We start from the raw sequence: 17,354 nt of genomic DNA on the forward strand, positions 1-17,354 counted from the left end.
AGTGGGTTGCCGATTGGGCACGCTGGCCGGCCATGTCGCAGTGATCGGCGGCAATACTAAGACCTCATTGCGAGACAGACCACCATGGAGCTTCGTCATCTGCGCTATTTCGTGATGGTCGCCGAGGAGCGTCACTTTACCCGCGCCGCTGCGCGACTGAACATGCAGCAGCCGCCTCTCAGTCAGCAAATCCGCGCGCTGGAAGCCGAGCTGGGTTTTGACCTGTTCAAACGCCACCCCAAGGGCGTGGACCTGACAGCGGGCGGCCAGGTCTTTTTGCAGGAGGCGCAAGACATTCTGGCGCACGTCAAAGAGGGCTCGCTGAAGGCGTCCCGTGCGGCTCACGGGATCGAGGGGCAACTGAGTGTCGGGTTCACCAGTTCGGCAGCGACGCATCCGCTCATTCCACGGATCATCCGGGCTTACCGCGAGCGGTTCCCCGGGGTCAGTGTCTTGCTCAAGGAGGGCAGCGCCCAACAACTCACCGAGGAAACCGTCGACGGCAGTGTCGACGTGGGCATCGTGCGAGCGCCGGTGGGGCGTCATCAGAGCATTGAGTTTCATCGGTTACTGAACGAAGAAATGCTCCTTACCTTACCGGTGGGCCACCCCTTGCTCGCCAGGCATGGCGAGGGTGACGAGGCACCGGTCATCCCGCTGACGGACCTGGCAGATGAGCGTTTCATCCTGGTCCGTCGCCCCGGCGCGCCGGGCATGTACGCCAACTTGATCACAGCCTGCCAGCGCGCCGGCTTTGAGCCCAAGGTCGCCTTTGAAGTCGAGCGCATGCTGACCAACGTCAGCCTCGTCGCGGCGGGTGAGGGCGTGTCAATCGTGCCAGCCTCGATGAAGGATGTTCACAAGGAGAGCGTGGTGTACTGCCACATAGGCGGCAGCCGGCCCCGTCTGCATGCTCCTGTTACGCTGGTGTGCCGAAGTTTCAATCAGCTCCCGCCGCTGGCTAACTTCATCGAGTTGTCTCGTCAGTTAAGCGGGCGCAGTTACTCGAAGCGCCATCAGCGTCTGAAAACGGGCTGCTGAGGTTTACTCGGCGCTTTGGCGCTTTACTGGTGATAACTACGTGCTTAGCGTCGGCGTCTTCGGCGTCCCGCTTCCTTGCCATCTCCACACGGGATTGGATAAGTGCAGCGCAAAGAAGTCCGACAATGCCTTGACCTTGGCCGAGCGGCTTCGGGTCGAAGGCGTCACGAAATACAGCCCGCCCTGCGCCATGTGCCAGTCCGGCAGCAGGAGCTCCAGGCTTCCATTCGCCAGATACTCGCTGGCGATGAACTCAGGCAGTTCGGCGACGGCCAGCCCTTCCAGTAACACCGGAATCAGGGCGTTCGAATTGGTGACGCGCAGCGGTCCGGTGGGCACCACATCTTCCTCGGTGCCGTCTGCATGAGTGAACCGCCACACCTGCGTGCGCGCGCGGTAGGCGTAGCTCATGCACGCCCGATCGGCCAACTCTCGCGGGTGAGCGGGGCGACCATGGGTATCAATGTAACCGGGCGACGCCACCAGATATTGCGTCACGCCGCACAGCCGCCGTGCTACCAGCGATGAATCCGGCATGACCGCGATGCGCAGCGCGGCGTCGAACCCTTCGGCAATCAGATCAACAGAGGCGTCGGACAGGTGCAAATCCACCGACAGCTCGGGGTACTGGCGCATCAGGATCGGCAGCAGCGGGGCGACCCAGCGCACGCCGAACGCCAGTGGCACCGCGAGCCGCACTTGCCCGCGGGGCAACATCGAAAGGTCTTGCGCCCGGGATTCAAGCGCTTCGGCCTGGCGGCATATGTCTCCGGCCTGGGCGGCCAGGCTTGCGCCGAATTCCGTCAAGGCCAGTTGCCGGGACGTACGGTTGAACAGTCGCCCGCCCAAGCGCTCCTCCAGCCGTGCCACGGCACGCGATACGGTCGGCACTGACACGCCCGTCACCCTGGCGGCTGCGGCAAACGACCCTTCCTCCGCCACCTTGGCGAACAAGGCCAATCCTTCAAAATCCGGTAATTTGCTCACTTCAAATCTGCAATGATGAGTTGCAGAGGATTCTATTTTGAAAAGATCACCGGGTCGATATGCTCGTTTCACATCCTCATCAACACATTGAAACGCGCAGGAGAACTACCATGAGTCACAGACTTGACGGCAAAATCGCCCTGGTTACCGGCGGCACATCTGGCATTGGCCTTGCCACCGCAAAGCGCTTCGCCGGAGAAGGCGCTTATGTCTATATCACTGGCCGTCGTCAGGCCGAACTGGACGCAGCCGTAGCAGCGGTTGGAAACGCCACGGGCGTTCAGGTGGATTCAACCAGCCTTGAGCAACTCGACGGGCTGTACCGGAAGATCAGCGCCGAGAAAGGTCACCTAGACGTGCTATTCGTCAACGCAGGCGGCGGGTCGATGCTGCCGCTGGGTGACATCAGCGAAGCGCAATATCAGAACACCTTTGACCGTAACGTGAAAGGGCTGTTGTTTACGGTCCAGAAAGCGCTTCCGGTCCTGGCCAGAGGGGCTTCGATCATCCTCACTGGCTCGACCGCCGCCAGCATGGGCACGCCTGCTTTCAGCGTGTACGCCGCGTCCAAAGCTGCGGTTCGGTCGTTCGCCCGCAACTGGATGCTGGACCTGAAAGACCGCAATGTGCGCATCAACACGTTGACCCCCGGCGCGACAAGAACGCCTGGCCTGGTAGGCCTTGCGGGACCGGATGCTGACCAGCAACAGGGGCTGCTTGACCATATCGCCTCGCAGATACCGATGGGGCGGGTCGGTGAGCCGGAGGAAATTGCCGCAGCCGCGCTGTTCCTCGCCTCGGACGATGCAAGCTACGTCAACGGTACCGAGCTGTTTGTCGACGGCGGGCAAGCGCAGGTTTGATCGCTCGCTCGCCTGAGGGGACACGTTTAGCTTCTGAAATCAGTGACGCCAGGCTTCCTTGTGATGCCTGGCGTCGCTTTGAGCGCTGATCAGTCCGGGCAGTTTTTCATCCGCCACCGGTGGTTACTTCAAGCCCGGGGGCAACTCGGAAGGCGAGCAGTGGTTGAAGGCGGTAGCAGTTTTGCCCTGCTTGAACACGAATTTGCCTGGGTTAACCACCGTAACGTCCATACGTTCATTCACAAAAGGCGCCGGGCCTGCGCCTGCGTCGATGCAGCGCTGCGCAACGGTATAAGTCGTGCCTTTCTTGCCCTGCACTTGCAGAACACAGCCATGCGTATGCGCCGTACTCAAACCCTTGCCGTCATACTGCTTGATCCCGGCGTTCGCCGGATTCTGGCATGTCTGCGATGCGTCTACGTAGATGCCGTGCTTGAGCGGCAGGGTGTCGGCGGCAAACGAGCAGGGCGATATCAGCGTCAGGAGCGCGGAGGCTGCGAAAGCGGTGGACCTTCGTTTCGGCGAGCTGCGCGGGAGGCGGCGGTGACTGTTCACGGGTGCTCGAGGATGCATAGGGTAGGGCCTGATCGGGGTGGATAAATGCCTGACGGGGCTATGATGGGCGGGGCGGGTGCCGGGGCAACACAATGAATTGGGCCCCCTTGGTTTGCAAGACCGGGGCGTGAGACCTCTTGCCTTGTCGCAACCCGAAGCGAGCCTGAAGCAAGGTAACCGATTGAAATCAGAACGCTTTGGCCTTGCCTCACCGACCGCGGGTGTATATATTCCCCGCTCTTGTCAGCTGACCTCGCGACACGGTTTGTGAAGGTTCAGCATCAGAAGTGCTACCGCCCTGATGGTGAAATTGGTAGACACACCGGACTTAAAATCCGTCGTCCGAAAGGATGTGCCGGTTCGACTCCGGCTCGGGGCACCATTTAAAATCAGGCGCTTACGGATCAATCCGAAGCGCCTTTTTTGTGTCTGAGTTTCCGCAATCCTCCAACATTGCCGCAAATTCCCGCCTAGCTCAGCCGCAACAAAGCGCCACCGCGCGGTTGACCCAGACGTCTCCGATTCCAAATCCCGCATTGCGCGTTGCTCTCACAACCGTGTTCGCCAGCAAGCCGGCTCCTACAGGGCGGCGTGCTGAACGTCTTCATCCAGTGATTGACCCGCGCGGGCAATGAATGACGCCGGGCCTCAAGCCTCCCCACCCAGCACCTTGCTCAGGAACGGCGCCGTCCGGCTGTCCGCCACCCGGGCGACTTCTTCGGGCGTGCCGCAGGCCACGACGTTGCCGCCCTTGTCCCCGGCGCCCGGGCCGATGTCGATGACCCAGTCACTTTGCGCCACAACGCGCATTTCATGCTCCACCACGATGACGCTGTGCCCGCCGTCAACCAGCGCGTTCAGCTGCGTAAGCAGGCGGTCTACGTCAGTGGGGTGCAGGCCAGTGGTGGGCTCGTCGAGGACGTAAAGTGTGGCGCCGCGTTGGTTACGCTGCAGCTCGGTTGCCAGCTTGATGCGCTGGGCTTCGCCGCCGGACAACTCAGTGGCTGGCTGGCCGAGCCGCAGGTAGCCCAGGCCGATGTCGCGCAGCACGGTCAGCGAACGCAGAACGCCCGGCTGCTCGGCGAACACGTCCACCGCTTGCTCGACGGTGAGCTGCAACACATCGGCGATGCTCAGCGCGTTCCAGCGGATGGCGAGTGTGTCCGGGTTGTAGCGCGCGCCATGACAGGTCGGGCAGGGCGCGTAAACGCTGGGCATGAAGAGCAATTCAACGCTGACGAACCCTTCGCCTTCACACACCGGGCAGCGGCCCTTGGCGACGTTGAACGAGAATTGCCCGGCATCGTAGCCAGCCTTCTGCGCCGCGGGGGTGGCGGCAAACAGTTTGCGGACGTTGTCGAACAGCCCGGTGTAGGTCGCCAGATTGGAGCGCGGCGTGCGGCCAATGGGTTTTTGATCGACCTGCACCAGCCGCTTGATAGAGGCCAGCCCGCCAGCAATGTGCCCGCCGGTGGGCTGAGGCGCATCATCTTCGAGGCTGGACTCTTCCTGATCGGTCTCGACCGCAGGCCGGCCGAGCGCGGCACCCACCAGCTCCAGAAGCGCCTGGCTGACCAGGCTGGATTTGCCCGAGCCGGAAATACCCGTGACCGATGTAAAACAGCCCAACGGAAATTCCGCGCTCAGCTCGGTGAGATTGTTGCGGGTGATGCCTTCCAGACGTAGCCAGTCGGTGGCAGGCCTTCTTTCGGCCCTCAGCTCGGTGTGCGAGGCAAATAGATGCTTGCCCGTTTGTGACGCTTCGACCTTGGCCAGGCCTTCAGGTGGGCCGCTGTACAGCACGTGGCCGCCATGCTCACCGGCAGCCGGCCCGACGTCGATCAGCCAGTCAGCACGGCGCATGGTTTCCAGATCATGCTCGACCACAAACAGCGAATTGCCGGACGCCTTGAGCTGCTGCAATGCCGCGAACAGCGCCTCGCTGTCGGCGGGGTGCAGGCCTGCCGAGGGTTCATCCAGCACGTAAATGACGCCGAACAGTTGCGAGCCCAGTTGCGTCGCCAGCCGCAGGCGCTGCAGTTCGCCCGACGACAGCGAGGGCGTGCTGCGATCAAGGGCCAGGTAGCCCAGGCCCAGCTCGGTCAGGGTGCTGACCCGCGCCAGCAGGTCCTGGGCGATGCGCTGGGCCGCGAGGCGCTTCTCGACGGAGAGGTTCGGGGTTGCGCGCACGTCTGGCGCCGCGTCATGGCCCGAGCCACCGGCGTCGATCCTTTTCTTGCGCGCACTGGCCCTCAGCTTGGGGTCGAGAACTGCGTTGTTGGACGCATCATCGAATTGCCCGGCGGCGACGGGGCGCAGTACCTCCGCCAGCCGCAGCAGGGACATCTGCGACAGCTCACCAATGTCGAGACCGGCGAACGTGACGGACAAGGCCTCGCGTTTCAGTCGCTTGCCCTCGCACAGCGGGCAGGGACTGCCACGCATGAACCGTGCAACGCGCTTCTTCATCAGTGCGCTCTGGGTGGTCGCAAAGGTGTGCTGCACATACCGACGAGCGCCCGTGAACGTGCCCTGATAGCTGGGCTCGACCTTGCGTTTGATCGCCAGAAGGGTTTCTGCCGGAGTCAACCCGGCATAGACCGGCGCCGTGGGCTGTTCGTCAGTGAACAGAATCCAGTCCCGGTCCTTCTTCGGCAGGTCCCGCCACGGGGTATCGACGTCGTAACCCAGCGTCACCAGAATGTCGCGCTGGTTTTGGCCGCCCCAGGCAAGAGGCCAGGCGGCGATCGCGCGTTGGCGGATGGTCAGCGAGTCGTCCGGGACCATCAACTCTTCAGGCACCTCGTAGACCCGGCCCAGTCCATGGCATTCCGGGCAAGCGCCCTGGGGCAGGTTGGGGGAGAAGTCCTCGGCGTAGAGCATCGGCTGCCCCGGCGGGTAGCTGCCGGCGCGCGAATAGAGCATGCGAATCAGGCTGGAAAGGGTGGTGACACTGCCCACCGAAGAGCGCGTGCTCGGTGTACCGCGTTGCTGTTGCAGCGCGACGGCGGGTGGCAAGCCTTCGATGGAGTCGACGTCCGGTACGCCGACCTGATCGATCAGGCGTCTGGCATACGGCGCGACGGATTCGAAATAGCGCCGCTGGGCTTCCGCATACAGCGTGGAAAACGCCAGTGAGGATTTGCCCGAGCCCGAGACGCCGGTGAAGACCACCAGCGCGTCGCGGGGGATGTCGACGTCAACATCCTTGAGATTATGCTCCCGGGCACCGCGGACCCGGACGAATCCGGGAAGGTCGGGGTCAACAGTGAAAGAGGATGGGCGAGCGTCGTCTGGCGTGCGTGGAGCAGTGGTCATGGGTGAGGCCTTTGAATCCGGGAAAGCGGGAGCGGTTTACTCAGCGAGGGGCACTTTGGGCGTGTGGCCGGCGTCGTCGTGTTCACCGCCGGTCAGCGGTTCGTCTTCGCGGACGTCGTCGGTGCGCTCGCGGTCGTCGGCAACGTCGGCGGGACGCGCGTCCGGGTCATTGAGCTTTTCGCCAGGGATGTGGGCGTTATCGGGTTTCATGATGTTTCTCCTGCCAGTTCTTCTGATGCTTCACGAATGACTTCTGCAGCCTGCAGGCCCTGAAGGAAACCGGCCAGCGCGACTTCCTCCATGCGCAGGCCTTTGCGCTGCCGGATGCGCGGCAATTTGGCGAGCTCGCCGACCGCAAAGGCTTCGAGCACTGCCGGGTGGATGTAGCACTTGCGGCACACCGCCGGGGTATTGCCCAGCAGGCGCGCCACCTCCTTGACCATGGACACGACGTGCTTCTTCGCGTCGGCTTCCGGCTCCCAGTGCAACTTGCGCAGGGTCGCCAGGGCCATCGCACTGCCGGCCCAGGTGCGGTAGTCCTTGGCGGTGAAATCGGCACCGGTCAGCTTGTGCAGGTACTGATTGATGTCGTGGGAGGAGACGGAATGCCGCTGGCCGTCGTCGTCCAGGTACTGGAACAGGTTTTGACCGGGCAATTCCATGCAGCGCTTGATGATGTTCGCCAGGCGCCGGTCGGTGACGCTGAGCCGGTGCTCGACCCCGCTTTTGCCGCGAAACTCGAAATAAATCTTGCTGCCTTTGACGTCCACGTGTTTGTTGCGCAGCGTGGTCAGGCCGTACGAGCGATTGTCCCGCGCATACTGACTGTTGCCGATACGGATCAGCGTCTGATCGAGCAGCGACAACACCGCCGCCATGACTTTCTCGCGGCCCATGCCGGGCTTGGCCAACTGGGTTTCCAGCTGCTTGCGTACTTTGGGCAGCGCCTTGCCGAAGGCAATCATCCGCGAGTATTTGTTCTCGTCGCGGATCTCGCGCCAGCGCGGATGGTAGCGATACTGCTTGCGCCCACGTGCATCGCGGCCGGTGGCTTGCAAGTGGCCCTGGCGGTCAGCGCAGATCCACACGTCGGTGTAGGCCGGCGGGATCACCAGCGCATTGATGCGCTTGATCTCGTCCTCGTCGCGGATACGCTGGCCGTCGGTGTCGAAATAGGCAAATTTGCCGCGCAGGATCTTGCGGCTGAAGCCCGGCTGGCTGTCATCGACGTAGTGCAAATCTTTGGGCAAATCTTCGCTGTGGATGGTGTCCGGCATGAAAGGCAGTCCTGAACGCGGGTCTTGTTGCATTGACCGTTGCGCTGCGCAGTCGTGCCGAATAATTGCAAAAGAGGCTTTGCGAAGGCCGCCCGGTCAGGCGAGCAATGCCACCGATTTGATTTGCGCCCAGAGCCGCTGGCCGGGCTGCAGCTGCAACTGGTCCCGCGAATAACGGGTAATGCGCGCCAGCAGCGCGGTGCCGTCGGCGTCGAGGCGCACCAGCACATGGGCCGTGTTGTCCGCCGCAATCTCCTCGACGACGGTCACCGGCAGGCGATTGAGGATGCTGCTCTGCGCGTCGGGTTGCTGGCTGAGGCTCACGTCTCGCGCCTGCACTTTCAGACGCAGCGGCTTGCCGGGCAGCAGTGCCGAGTGCGCAACGCGGATACTCAGTTCGCTGCCAGGCAAGCCGACGGTGATCAGCTGGTAGGCGGCGTCGTAAGCCAGCACGCTGCCAGCGATGACCACGCCCGCCTCGTCGCCCATGGCCAGCGGCAAATCCAGCCGGGCCAGGGTTTCGCCGATCGGCCCGCTGCCCAGCGCCTTGCCTTCGCTGAGCAGGACCAGATGGTCGGCCAGCCGGGCCACTTCATCCTGAGCGTGGCTGACGTAAATGATCGGGATATCCAGCTCGTCGTGCAGGCGTTCGAGGTAGGGCAGGATTTCGCTTTTGCGTTGCGGATCGAGTGCGGCCAGCGGCTCGTCCATCAACAGCAAACGCGGGCTGGTCAAGAGTGCGCGAGCGATACCGACCCGCTGGCGCTCGCCACCTGAAAGCGTGTCGGGCGAGCGTTGCAGCAGGTGATCGATCCCCAGCAGCGCGGTCGCCTGCTCCAGCGTTATACGGCGTTCGCGCTCGGCAATGCGCTTGAAACCGAACCGCAGATTGCCCTCGACGTTCAGGTGCGCAAACAGACTGGCTTCCTGAAAAACGTAGCCCAGGGCGCGCTGATGTGCAGGCACGAACACCGCGTTGTAGGCGTCCTGCCAGACTTCGCCATTCACCCTGACGTAGCCGCCGGTAGCATTTTGCAGCCCGGCGATGCAGCGCAGGCACGTGGTCTTGCCGGAGCCGGACGGGCCATAAAGTGCGGTCACGCCGCGCCCGGGCAAGGTCAGGTCCACATTCAACGTGAACCCGGCATAGGCCAGGTTCAGGCGCACTTCAAGGTTTGAACTCACGCGCTGCTCCAGGGCGATTTGGCCTTGCCGCTGGAGTACAGCGCCAGCAGCACCAGGAAGGAAAACACCAGCATGGCGCCGGCGAGCCAGTGGGCCTGAGCGTACTCCATGGATTCGACGTGGTTGTAGATTTGCGTGGACACCACGCGGGTCTTGTCCGGGATGTTGCCGCCGATCATCAGCACCACGCCGAATTCGCCGACGGTGTGGGCAAACCCCAGGATGGCGCCGGTGATGAATCCGGGGCGCGCCAGGGGCAGGATCACCGAGAAAAAGCTGTCCCAGGGCCCTGCGCGCAACGTCGCGGCAACCTCAAGCGGGCGGGGGCCGATTACCGCGAAAGCGTTCTGCAAGGGCTGCACCACGAACGGCAAGGAGTACAGCACCGAGCCAATCACCAGCCCGGTAAAGCTGAAGGTCAGCGTGCCGAGCCCCAGCCGCTGGGTCAGTTGCCCGACTGCTCCGTTGGGCCCCAGCAATAGCAGTAGGTAAAAGCCGATCACCGTGGGCGGCAACACCAGCGGCAATGCCACCACGGCGCCGATCGGGCCCTTGAGCCAGGAACGCGTGCGCGCCAGCCACAGCGCGATGGGTGTGCCGACGATGAGCAGAATCACCGTCGTCAGGGACGCCAGTTTGAGCGTCAGCCAGATGGCCGCGAAGTCGGCACTGCCCGGCAGCATTTACCGCTGGTACCCGAAGGATTTGATGATCGCAGTGGCTTTAGGCCCTTTGAGATAGTCCATCAAGGCCTTCGCGGCGGCATTGTCCTTGCCTTTGTTCAAAATCACTGCGTCTTGCTTGATCGGCTCATGCAAATCTGCGGGTACGATCCACGCCGAGCCGCCGCTGAGATTGCCGTCCTTGAACACTTGAGAAAGCGCGACAAACCCCAGCTCGGCATTGCCGGTCTGCACGAACTGATAGGCCTGAGCGATGCTTTGTCCCTCGACGATCCTGTCTTTGGTGGTAGCGGTCAGACCCAGCTTCTCCAGCGTTTGCGTGGCGGCCAGCCCATACGGTGCAGCCTTAGGGTTGGCAATGGACAGATGCGCGTACTTGCCGTCCTTGAGCACCTGGCCCTGGTTGTCAACGTAACCCTCTTTGGGCGACCACAGGGCCAGCGTGCCGACGGCGTAGGTGAAGCGCGAGCCTTTGACGGTCTCGTTTTCGCTGTCCAGCTTCGCTGGCGTGGTGTCGTCGGCGGACAGGAAGACCTCGAACGGCGCACCATTTTTGATCTGGGTATAGAACTGGCCGGTCGCGCCGAACGAGGCCACCAGTGTGTGCCCGGTGTCCTTTTCGAAGTCCTTGGCGATGGCTTGAATCGGCGCCGTGAAGTTGGCCGCCACGGCGACCTGAACTACGTCGGCAGAGGCCATGCCCGACGAAAGGGCCGCAACGGCGAAGACCAGCGAGGGGAGAGAGAGGCGATGGGGCACGGTGCGCATGAACAACTCCGGGGCTGCAAATCTGGGGGAAGGGAGAGCAACCGGACATCCATCAGGCGCTATGCAGCGAAATATATAGCGACTAGCCCCGGCGTGAAAGCCGGATCTTCCCGAAAGCTAATCAACCGCCGGTCAGCGACCGGCGAGGCGCTCAAGCGCGCCAATGGCGAGCTGGCGCGTGAGGTCTTCCGCTGACAGCGAATGTTTGATGCCGACAGCCTGGCCTGCCCACAGATTCATGAAGCCGTCGTCACCCCGGGCTTCGGCCTTGCTGCGCAGCGGCACGAGCGCACCACCCGCAGTCGGAAACGCTGGCGCGGCGTCCGCCATCGGACCGATCTCGCGCATGATCCGATTAACGATGCCCCGTGCCGGGCGCCCGGTGAACAGGTTGGTAATCGCAGTCTGGCTGTCTTGGGCGCGGCTCAGCGCCGCCTGGTGCAGGGACGAGGTTTTCGCTTCCGGGGTGAACAGGTAAGCGGTGCCCACTTGCACAGCACAGGCGCCCAACATGAACGCGGCGGCAATCCCGCGGCTGTCGGCGATGCCACCGGCGGCTATCACCGGCACCGACACCGCGTCGACGATCTGTGGCACCAGCGCGAGGGTGCCGACCTGAGTGTGCAGCGCCTCACTGAGGAACATCCCGCGGTGCCCACCGGCCTCGTAACCCATGGCGATGATGGCGTCGCACCCGCGTGCTTCCAGCCACCTGGCTTCTTCGACCGTGGTGGCGGAGGAAAGCACCCTGGCGCCCGCGGCCTTTACTCGCGCCAGCAAAGCAGGGTCGGGCAGACCGAAGTGAAAGCTGACTACTTCCGGGCGCAACTCCTCCACCAGTGCGCAGGCAGACTCATCAAACGGTGCGCGACTGGACGCCGGCGTGGGCGCCTCGAAATCTGCGCCCAGTTCGTCGTAGTAGGGCTTGAGCAGATCCTTCCAGCGGGCATCGGCCTGCGGATCGGCGGCGGGCGTCTGGTGGCAGAAGAAGTTCAGGTTAAGCGGCGCATGGGTGCCTGCGCGAATGCGCGCCATCTCCTCACGAATCTGCGCGCGGGTGAGCATGGCGCAAGGCAGCGAGGGCAGCCCGCCGGCCTTGCCGACGGCAATGGCCATTGCCGAGCCTGATGCCCCGGCCATCGGCGCTTGCAGAATCGGCAGTTCGATGTCCAGCAGCTTGAGCAGGCGGGTGTCGGGCCAGGCGATCATCGGCAGGGTCTCCAAAGCAAAGAGGGCAGCGAATGCAACGTTGCGGTTGATTTAATAGACGCTCGGTCTAATATGCAACCCCATGAACGAGATCATTGCAAAACCCAGGCGCCCCGGGCGACCTCCCAAAGTGCCACGCCCTGATGACTTCGATACCCGCGAGGCGCTTATCCGCTGCGGGGTCGAGGTGCTGACCGAACAGGGCTTCATGGCCACCGGCATTGACGCCATTCTCAAACGCATCGGCGTGCCGAAGGGCTCCTTTTATCACTACTTCGCCAGCAAGGAGGCGTTTGGCCTCGCGGTGCTGGACAGCTACGCCCATTACTTCGCACGGCGCCTTGACCGGTGGCTGCTGGATGAGTCGCTGTCGCCACTGGAGCGCCTGGCAGGATTCGTCCAGGAATCCAAGGTCAATATCGCCCGCCATGCGTTCAGACGCGGTTGTCTGGTGGGCAATATGGGGCAGGAAGTCAGTGTCTTGCCCAGCGGATTTCGCGAAGCACTGGAAAACGTATTCCTCGACTGGCAGGCGCGGCTGAGCGTCTGCTTTGAGGCGGCGGTGACCGTGCGTGAACTGCCCGCCCGCACTGACTGTTCAGAGTTGGCGGCGTATTTCTGGATTGGCTGGGAGGGCGCCGTGCTGCGCGCACGCCTGGTGCAGAACGCACAACCACTGGACACTTTCATCATCGGGTTTCTGCGCGGCTTGCCGCGCTGATGCTTTAAGGCCTGGATATAGACGAGCGGTCTAAATAGGAGCAAGTGGCATGTTCAAAGGCATCCTGATCCACAAAGACGACAACGGCTACCGCACCGAACTGAGCGACATCGATGACACTCAGCTGCCCCAGGGTGACGTCACCGTGCGCGTCAGTCATAGCACGCTCAATTACAAGGACGGCCTCGCAATCACCGGCAAGGGCCCGATTGTGCGCCAGTTTCCCATGGTGCCGGGGGTAGACCTGGCCGGGACGGTGGAGCACAGCGGCGACCCCGACTTCAAGCCGGGCGATCAGGTCGTGCTCAACGGTTGGGGCGTCGGTGAGGCCCATTGGGGCGGACTCGCCCAACGGGCACGCCTGCAGGGCAAGTGGCTGATCCCGCTACCCGCCGCATTCTCGGCGGCCGAGGCCATGGCGATTGGCACGGCAGGTTACACCGCGATGCTGGCGATCATGGCGCTGGAGAAAAACGGGCTGACGCCGGACAAGGGCGAAGTGCTGGTGACCGGCGCCAACGGAGGCGTCGGCAGTTTTGCCATCGCCTTATTGGCCAGGCTTGGCTATCGGGTTGTGGCCTCAACCGGCCGCGTGAGCGAGAGCGCCTACCTCACGTCCCTGGGCGCCTCCGAAATCTTCGACCGTGCCACCCTGGCCGAACCTGGCCGTCCATTGGCCAAAGAACGCTGGGCCGGGGCGATCGATTCGGTTGGCAGCCACACTCTCGCCAACATCTGCGCCAGCACCCGCTACTGGGGCACCGTGGCTGCCTGTGGTCTGGCCCAAGGGATGGAATTTCCGGCGTCGGTGGCACCGTTTATCCTGCGCGGGGTGACGCTGGCCGGAATCGACAGCGTGATGCGTCCCCGTCAGGACCGGATTGACGCCTGGGCGCGTCTGGCACGGGACCTGGATGTGTCATTGCTGCCGTTGATCAGCCGCGAGATCGGTTTGAGCGAGGTGATCGACACCGCGCACGCGCTCATGGACGGGCACGTGCGCGGGCGCATTGTGGTCGATACTCAGCGATAAGCCTATGCAAGTTGCGGTTTAGTGTTAGGTGAAGGGACGCACAGCAAGCACTTTGACCTGCGCCATGGCGGGATGGGCTGGATTGAGCAACAGGTTGCGCGTGTGGGTGATCGCCGCTGACGGCACGATCAGCCCGAGTTGCTCACGCCGCCCCAGCCATGCCCCGCCAAAATCCATGCTGACCCTGTCCGCGGGGATGAGGTCCCAGCCGGGCGGGAGGTGGCTCAGCGCGGGCTGCCAGTACAACGCGGGGTCATCCGGCAATTGCACGTGCACGAGCTGAAAGCCCCGCTGTGGCAGCCCGGTGGATTGAGTCAGCGTGTCCAGCGCGCAACCCGCCGCGCTTAACGCCAGATACACGGCGGGCTGATCGGCGTGATTCCAGCGCCCACCGAACCTCGCGGCGCCATTTCCGGACAGGTCATGGGCTTCGTGCCCTTTGCAGATTCTCCAGGCCTGCATCAGACCACCGCGCCGTGCTGCAATGCGCTCAGCACCCGGCGAGCCTGACGCGCGCCGATCTCGGTCTCGCACAAGGCGAGGGGCGTGAGCCCGTTGAGGGCGCGGTTTGGCGCGATCATCCAGCGACGTGCGGTGTTCTGGTCTTCAAAGAGTTCGGCGGCATGGGTGGCGAGGGCCGCGACCCGATCAAGGCGTTCGGAGCCGACCACGTCAAGCGGGCGTTGCTGGCGCTGGCGGCGCTCCAGGGTCGAGACCGAGGTGGCCAGCAGCGTTTCGAGCTGGCTGTTGCTCAGCCGAAAAGCGTTGCGCAGCACTTTGACCCAGCCGGGAGGGAAGCCCGAGCGGATGTAGTCCAGCCGTTCGGTTTCGTTGCGTGCGTTGAGTTGATCGGCGATCAGCCAGAATGAAGGGGCGGTGTCGGTTATCGCGTGAAGGGTCGAAGGCACGTCCATGCTCCTTGTGAGATCAGGTGCAAGGACCTTACGCCGCTGTCAGGGTTTCTCAAGCACCGAGCTGTTACCGGCGTTTGCAGGGCAATCTGGTTGCGTGGGGCCGGCCTCGGCCGGTAGCCCGTTTGAAGCGCACGTCAAATCGGCAGGGCTATGAACGACGCTGTCACGCTCGCGGGTGAGCAGGGCGTGTTTACGCTCGACGCCCCAGCGGTAACCGGACAAGGCGCCATCACTGCGCACCACCCGGTGGCAGGGAATCGCCACGGCGAGGCTGTTTGCTGCGCAGGCCAGGGCCACCGCACGGCTGGCGGTCGGTGCACCAATGCGCTGGGCAATCTCGGCGTAGCTGGCAGTGCTCCCCGGTGGAATCTGCCTGAGCGCTTGCCAGACCCGTTGCTGAAACGCGGTGCCCTGCAAATCCAGCGGCAGGTTCAGGCCCAGCTTCGGCGCTTCGACAAAACCCACCACCTGGGCCATGAGTCGCTCGAAATTTGCATCGCCGCCGATCAGCGTGGCGCAGTGGAACTGATCCTGCAGGCTCTGCACCAGTCGATCCGGGTCCTCACCCAGCAGGATGGCGCACACCCCGCGAGGGCTCTGCGCCACCAGAATCGCGCCGAGAAAGCACTGGCCTACGGCAAAGTGAATTTTGAGATCCGCGCCGCCTTTGCGGTAATTCGTCGGGGTCATGCCCAGTAAGGCGCTGCTGGCTTCGTAAAAGCGGCTGTTGGAATTAAACCCGGCGTCGTACAGCGCGTCGGTGATGCGCCCGCTGTCTGCCAGTTTGCTGCGCACTTTGCCGGCACGGTGAGCATTGGCATAAGCCTTGGGGGTTACACCGGCTACCGCTTTGAAGACGCGATGGAAATGCCACGGGCTCATCCCGGCCTCAGCCGCCAACTCTGTCAGGGACGGTAACGGCTCAGCCTCGGCGATCAACCGGCATGCGGCGGCGACTGCGGCGGCATGCGCGGCAGCGAGCTCGCGGCGGTCGGGCGTGGTCCGTTTGCTGGGGCGATACCCTGCGGCTTCGGCCTGGGCTGCATCATCGAAAAACACCACATTTTCCGCACGCGGCAAACGCGATGCGCTGCCCGGCCGGCAATAGACGCCGGTGGTGCGTACACCGTAGACAAATGAGGTGTCGGCGCTGGCGTCGCGGGTGACCACAGCGTTCCAGCGCGCATCGTGGACTGCGCTTCGGGGTGTCGTGTCGGTGGAGGGGCGGCTTATGTCGCGGTTCATGTCAGGACTCATGTCATGGCTGCTGGTCAAGGCTGCTGGTCAGGGCCCGTGTGGGCAGGTGTCGGACGCATCTGAACGTCACGTGAGGCGCCCTGCGGGAATCTTCCACGGACGGCTCACGTCACTGAACACTAGCCGCCTCACCCCATCCTCACACTCCGAGTCTTGCGCTCAAATTCAGGCCAGCATCGGTGGCAAGGTGCCCAGCAGCGATACCGCGGCCAGCGCACCCGCACCCAGCAGACCTTCAGCGAATACGCTCAGCTTCAAGCGTGCCACCGGCAGCTCGGCCATGTGCGCCAGTCGCCGGTTGAGTGCCGCCAGCACCAACATGCCCAGTACCAGCGTCGCCTTCACTGTCAGCACCAGACCAAATCCGTCGAATGCCGGTACGGGCCATAGCCCGCCAGTGAGTGCGCGCACGTTGATCAAACCCGTGGCGATGATGATGGCCACCAACCCATAACCGATACCGCTGAAGCGGCGTAACACCGCCGCCAGATCAACGCCCTCGGCGGATTTGAGGAGTACGGCGAGCATGGCCAGTCCGCCCAGCCAGGTACCGACCCCCAGCAGGTGCAGCATCTGGTTGACGATCAGCAGTTGGCCTTTGATCCCGTCGAACATCGCGCCGTGGCCAACCGGTGCCAGGGTCATCAGCAACAAGGCGTTGAGCGTCAGGATAGCGCCGGGCGTCGCGCGGTGGCAGAAAATGACCAGCAGCGCATTAAGCACCAGATGCACGACCCACACGTGCCCAAACCAGGTATTGCCGAGTACCAGTCCAAGGGTTTGTGGATCGACCGCACTGGCCCACTCTCCACTGAGATAGGCGGCGGTCAGCATCAGCCATGCCACAGCACTGGCCAGGGCAATGCCAGCGAGAACTCTGGTCCTGCGCTGCAGTTGGAGGCCGGCCGGCCCGGCGTCAAACGCCCGCAGCCAGGGCCCGAACAGCCGGCTGCGGAACAGCGCCATGCCAAACAGCAACAGGACTGCGCCGAAGTGGATGAAGCGGCACAGGATCAATCCTTCGTGCATGGCGTTATGGCGTCACCTGAAAACGGTACGTGCCCTCGCTCTTGTGAGTGTCCACCGACACGGCATGCCATTCCACTTTGTACTTGCCCGGCACCATCGGTACGGCGGGGGTCACGATCAGGATTTTTTTGTCAGCGGGGTCGGTTTCCACGCTGCGCGTCTGAATGATTTCTGTCGGCGCGTCGGCCGCATCCAGGCTGATGACGACCTTGGTGAACTTGTCCTCGAGGCCTTCGGAGAAGGTCAGGCGCAACTCTTTAGGCGCGGTGACTTCGCTGTCCGCAGCGGGTTGCTGGCTCTCAAGGTGGGCGTGGGCGAAGGCGGCGGTGGAAGTCAGACAGGCCAGCAGGGACAGGCAGGAGAGGGCGTGCTTGAAACGTTGGGCAGACATCAGCGGGACCTTTGGTTTGGCGGCAGCGATTTGCAGCGGATGGATGACGGAGTCGGCCGCAGCCGACTCGCGATAATGGATCGCTACTAGAGCAGAAAGTGCTGATGGACTCCAGCGAATGTG

18 protein-coding genes and 1 tRNA gene are annotated in these 17,354 nt (G+C 63.3%); 5 read left to right on the forward strand and 14 right to left on the reverse strand.

Going from position 1 to position 17,354, the window contains the following annotated elements; genetic code table 11:
* Positions 1-84 precede the first annotated feature (84 nt).
* Positions 85-1,041: a LysR family transcriptional regulator gene (locus tag LT42_RS03125; RefSeq protein WP_037009861.1), complete on the forward strand. Its 957-nt coding sequence runs from the start codon at positions 85-87 to the stop codon at positions 1,039-1,041.
* 36 nt (positions 1,042-1,077) lie between these two features.
* Here LT42_RS03125 and LT42_RS03130 read toward each other — a convergent pair whose 3' ends face one another.
* The gene (locus tag LT42_RS03130) at positions 1,078-2,028 is read right to left on the reverse strand and encodes a LysR family transcriptional regulator (RefSeq protein WP_052075012.1); all 951 of its coding nucleotides are present in this window, start codon (positions 2,026-2,028) and stop codon (positions 1,078-1,080) included.
* Between the two features lie 110 nt (positions 2,029-2,138).
* Here LT42_RS03130 and LT42_RS03135 point away from each other — a divergent pair, with 110 nt between their 5' ends.
* Positions 2,139-2,891 (forward strand): SDR family oxidoreductase, encoded by a 753-nt coding sequence (locus tag LT42_RS03135; RefSeq protein ID WP_037009863.1) that lies wholly within the window; start codon positions 2,139-2,141, stop codon positions 2,889-2,891.
* Between the two features lie 123 nt (positions 2,892-3,014).
* Here LT42_RS03135 and LT42_RS03140 read toward each other — a convergent pair whose 3' ends face one another.
* Positions 3,015-3,446 carry a hypothetical protein gene (locus LT42_RS03140; RefSeq protein ID WP_037009865.1) on the reverse strand — a complete coding sequence of 144 codons (432 nt, stop codon included), beginning with the start codon at positions 3,444-3,446 and terminating at the stop codon, positions 3,015-3,017.
* 295 nt (positions 3,447-3,741) lie between these two features.
* On the opposite strand from LT42_RS03140, the gene LT42_RS03145 reads away from it, so the two are divergent.
* Positions 3,742-3,828, forward strand: a tRNA-Leu gene (locus LT42_RS03145).
* A gap of 266 nt (positions 3,829-4,094) precedes the next feature.
* Here LT42_RS03145 and LT42_RS03150 read toward each other — a convergent pair.
* The 7 genes from LT42_RS03150 to LT42_RS03175 all read right to left on the reverse strand — a co-directional run bounded on the left by LT42_RS03150 (position 4,095) and on the right by LT42_RS03175 (position 11,886).
* Entirely contained in the window at positions 4,095-6,764 is a 2,670-nt protein-coding gene (locus tag LT42_RS03150; protein WP_037009868.1) for an excinuclease ABC subunit UvrA, read from the reverse strand.
* 36 nt (positions 6,765-6,800) lie between these two features.
* Positions 6,801-6,974 (reverse strand): hypothetical protein, encoded by a 174-nt coding sequence (locus tag LT42_RS25895; protein ID WP_160176708.1) that lies wholly within the window; start codon positions 6,972-6,974, stop codon positions 6,801-6,803.
* Complete coding sequence (locus LT42_RS03155; RefSeq protein ID WP_037009870.1) at positions 6,971-8,041, reverse strand: DNA topoisomerase IB; 1,071 nt, start codon at positions 8,039-8,041, stop codon at positions 6,971-6,973. Before LT42_RS03155 ends, LT42_RS25895 begins: the two co-directional genes overlap by 4 nt.
* 96 nt (positions 8,042-8,137) lie before the next feature.
* Positions 8,138-9,226, reverse strand: a complete 1,089-nt coding sequence (gene modC / locus LT42_RS03160; RefSeq protein ID WP_037009872.1) for a molybdenum ABC transporter ATP-binding protein — start codon at positions 9,224-9,226, stop codon at positions 8,138-8,140.
* On the reverse strand, positions 9,223-9,909 hold the full coding sequence (gene modB / locus LT42_RS03165) for a molybdate ABC transporter permease subunit (protein ID WP_037009874.1): 687 nt from the start codon (positions 9,907-9,909) through the stop codon (positions 9,223-9,225). Before modB ends, modC begins: the two co-directional genes overlap by 4 nt.
* A complete protein-coding gene (gene modA / locus LT42_RS03170; RefSeq protein WP_037009876.1) occupies positions 9,910-10,677 on the reverse strand; it encodes a molybdate ABC transporter substrate-binding protein in 768 nt (255 codons plus the stop codon).
* 132 nt (positions 10,678-10,809) lie between these two features.
* Complete coding sequence (locus LT42_RS03175; protein ID WP_037009878.1) at positions 10,810-11,886, reverse strand: NAD(P)H-dependent flavin oxidoreductase; 1,077 nt, start codon at positions 11,884-11,886, stop codon at positions 10,810-10,812.
* Positions 11,887-11,968: 82 nt separating this feature from the next.
* On the opposite strand from LT42_RS03175, the gene acuR reads away from it, so the two are divergent.
* Together acuR and acuI are read left to right on the forward strand one after the other, a co-directional pair.
* Positions 11,969-12,607 (forward strand): acrylate utilization transcriptional regulator AcuR, encoded by a 639-nt coding sequence (acuR, locus tag LT42_RS03180; RefSeq protein WP_037009879.1) that lies wholly within the window; start codon positions 11,969-11,971, stop codon positions 12,605-12,607.
* Between the two features lie 49 nt (positions 12,608-12,656).
* A complete protein-coding gene (acuI, locus tag LT42_RS03185; protein ID WP_037009880.1) occupies positions 12,657-13,640 on the forward strand; it encodes an acrylyl-CoA reductase (NADPH) in 984 nt (327 codons plus the stop codon).
* A gap of 24 nt (positions 13,641-13,664) precedes the next feature.
* Here acuI and LT42_RS03190 read toward each other — a convergent pair whose 3' ends face one another.
* From LT42_RS03190 to copC, 5 genes are all read right to left on the reverse strand, one after another.
* Entirely contained in the window at positions 13,665-14,102 is a 438-nt protein-coding gene (locus LT42_RS03190) for an RES family NAD+ phosphorylase (RefSeq protein WP_037009883.1), read from the reverse strand.
* Positions 14,102-14,548 (reverse strand): type II RES/Xre toxin-antitoxin system antitoxin, encoded by a 447-nt coding sequence (gene parS / locus LT42_RS03195; protein ID WP_276209484.1) that lies wholly within the window; start codon positions 14,546-14,548, stop codon positions 14,102-14,104. Before parS ends, LT42_RS03190 begins: the two co-directional genes overlap by 1 nt.
* Before the next feature lie 45 nt (positions 14,549-14,593).
* On the reverse strand, positions 14,594-15,799 hold the full coding sequence (gene ada, locus LT42_RS03200) for a bifunctional DNA-binding transcriptional regulator/O6-methylguanine-DNA methyltransferase Ada (RefSeq protein WP_081955296.1): 1,206 nt from the start codon (positions 15,797-15,799) through the stop codon (positions 14,594-14,596).
* 177 nt (positions 15,800-15,976) lie between these two features.
* A complete protein-coding gene (gene copD / locus LT42_RS03205; protein ID WP_037009889.1) occupies positions 15,977-16,840 on the reverse strand; it encodes a copper homeostasis membrane protein CopD in 864 nt (287 codons plus the stop codon).
* Positions 16,841-16,844: 4 nt separating this feature from the next.
* Entirely contained in the window at positions 16,845-17,231 is a 387-nt protein-coding gene (gene copC / locus LT42_RS03210; RefSeq protein WP_037009891.1) for a copper homeostasis periplasmic binding protein CopC, read from the reverse strand.
* Between the last annotated feature and the right edge of the window lie 123 nt (positions 17,232-17,354).

The organism is Pseudomonas lutea (assembly GCF_000759445.1).
GTDB classification, from domain to species: Bacteria; Pseudomonadota; Gammaproteobacteria; order Pseudomonadales; family Pseudomonadaceae; genus Aquipseudomonas; species Aquipseudomonas lutea.

Bases quoted from the DNA above. Each gene is read 5' to 3' on its own strand.
- copD (WP_037009889.1), bottom strand. From the start codon at position 16,840: ATGCACGAAGGATTGATCCTGTGCCGCTTCATCCACTTCGGCGCAGTC.
- modA (WP_037009876.1), bottom strand. From the start codon at position 10,677: ATGCGCACCGTGCCCCATCGCCTCTCTCTCCCCTCGCTGGTCTTCGCC.
- copC (WP_037009891.1), bottom strand. From the start codon at position 17,231: ATGTCTGCCCAACGTTTCAAGCACGCCCTCTCCTGCCTGTCCCTGCTG.
- LT42_RS03135 (WP_037009863.1), top strand. From the start codon at position 2,139: ATGAGTCACAGACTTGACGGCAAAATCGCCCTGGTTACCGGCGGCACA.
- LT42_RS03155 (WP_037009870.1), bottom strand. From the start codon at position 8,041: ATGCCGGACACCATCCACAGCGAAGATTTGCCCAAAGATTTGCACTAC.
- LT42_RS03175 (WP_037009878.1), bottom strand. From the start codon at position 11,886: ATGATCGCCTGGCCCGACACCCGCCTGCTCAAGCTGCTGGACATCGAA.
- ada (WP_081955296.1), bottom strand. From the start codon at position 15,799: ATGAACCGCGACATAAGCCGCCCCTCCACCGACACGACACCCCGAAGC.
- acuR (WP_037009879.1), top strand. From the start codon at position 11,969: ATGAACGAGATCATTGCAAAACCCAGGCGCCCCGGGCGACCTCCCAAA.
- LT42_RS03150 (WP_037009868.1), bottom strand. From the start codon at position 6,764: ATGACCACTGCTCCACGCACGCCAGACGACGCTCGCCCATCCTCTTTC.
- acuI (WP_037009880.1), top strand. From the start codon at position 12,657: ATGTTCAAAGGCATCCTGATCCACAAAGACGACAACGGCTACCGCACC.
- LT42_RS25895 (WP_160176708.1), bottom strand. From the start codon at position 6,974: ATGAAACCCGATAACGCCCACATCCCTGGCGAAAAGCTCAATGACCCG.
- modB (WP_037009874.1), bottom strand. From the start codon at position 9,909: ATGCTGCCGGGCAGTGCCGACTTCGCGGCCATCTGGCTGACGCTCAAA.
- LT42_RS03125 (WP_037009861.1), top strand. From the start codon at position 85: ATGGAGCTTCGTCATCTGCGCTATTTCGTGATGGTCGCCGAGGAGCGT.
- LT42_RS03190 (WP_037009883.1), bottom strand. From the start codon at position 14,102: ATGCAGGCCTGGAGAATCTGCAAAGGGCACGAAGCCCATGACCTGTCC.